General features: G+C 51.2%; 1 protein-coding gene. It reads right to left on the bottom strand.

Annotation, left to right across the window (positions count from 1 at the left end; genetic code table 11):
* Positions 1 to 535: hypothetical protein (locus tag D8805_RS10075; protein ID WP_185774607.1), on the bottom strand; the 535-nt coding region annotated here is incomplete at both ends.

Below are 535 nucleotides of genomic sequence, written 5' to 3'. Positions count from 1 at the left end.
TACAGAAGCACTTACGCTCGCACTTGCTGAAGCACTTTGGCTCGCGCTTGCTGAGCTTGATGCTGATTGGCTTGCACTGATGCTTGCACTTACTGATGCTGAAGCGCTTTGGCTTGCACTAATTGACGCAGACTGGCTCGCGCTTGCTGAGATAGAAGCTGAGTTCTGGTTGTTAGATGCCGAAGCTGAGGCACTTTGGCTCGCGCTTACTGATGTTGAAGCACTTTGACTTGCTGATACAGAGGCGCTGGCTGATTGGCTAGCTGATACAGATGCTGAGTGACTTGCACTTACTGATGCTGAAGCTGATTGGCTTGAGCTTACAGAAGCACTTACGCTCGCACTTGCTGAAGCACTTTGGCTCGCGCTTGCTGAGCTTGATGCTGATTGGCTTGCACTGATGCTTGCACTTACTGATGCTGAAGCGCTTTGGCTTGCACTAATTGACGCAGACTGGCTCGCGCTTGCTGAGATAGAAGCTGAGTTCTGGTTGTTAGATGCCGAAGCTGAGGCACTTTGGCTCGCGCTTACTGAT

This window comes from Streptococcus oralis subsp. dentisani (genome assembly GCF_003944205.1).
Taxonomy (GTDB): domain Bacteria; phylum Bacillota; class Bacilli; order Lactobacillales; family Streptococcaceae; genus Streptococcus; species Streptococcus oralis_BH.
Note: the sequence above shows the minus strand (reverse complement) of the source record. Positions and strands in the feature narration are given on the sequence as shown.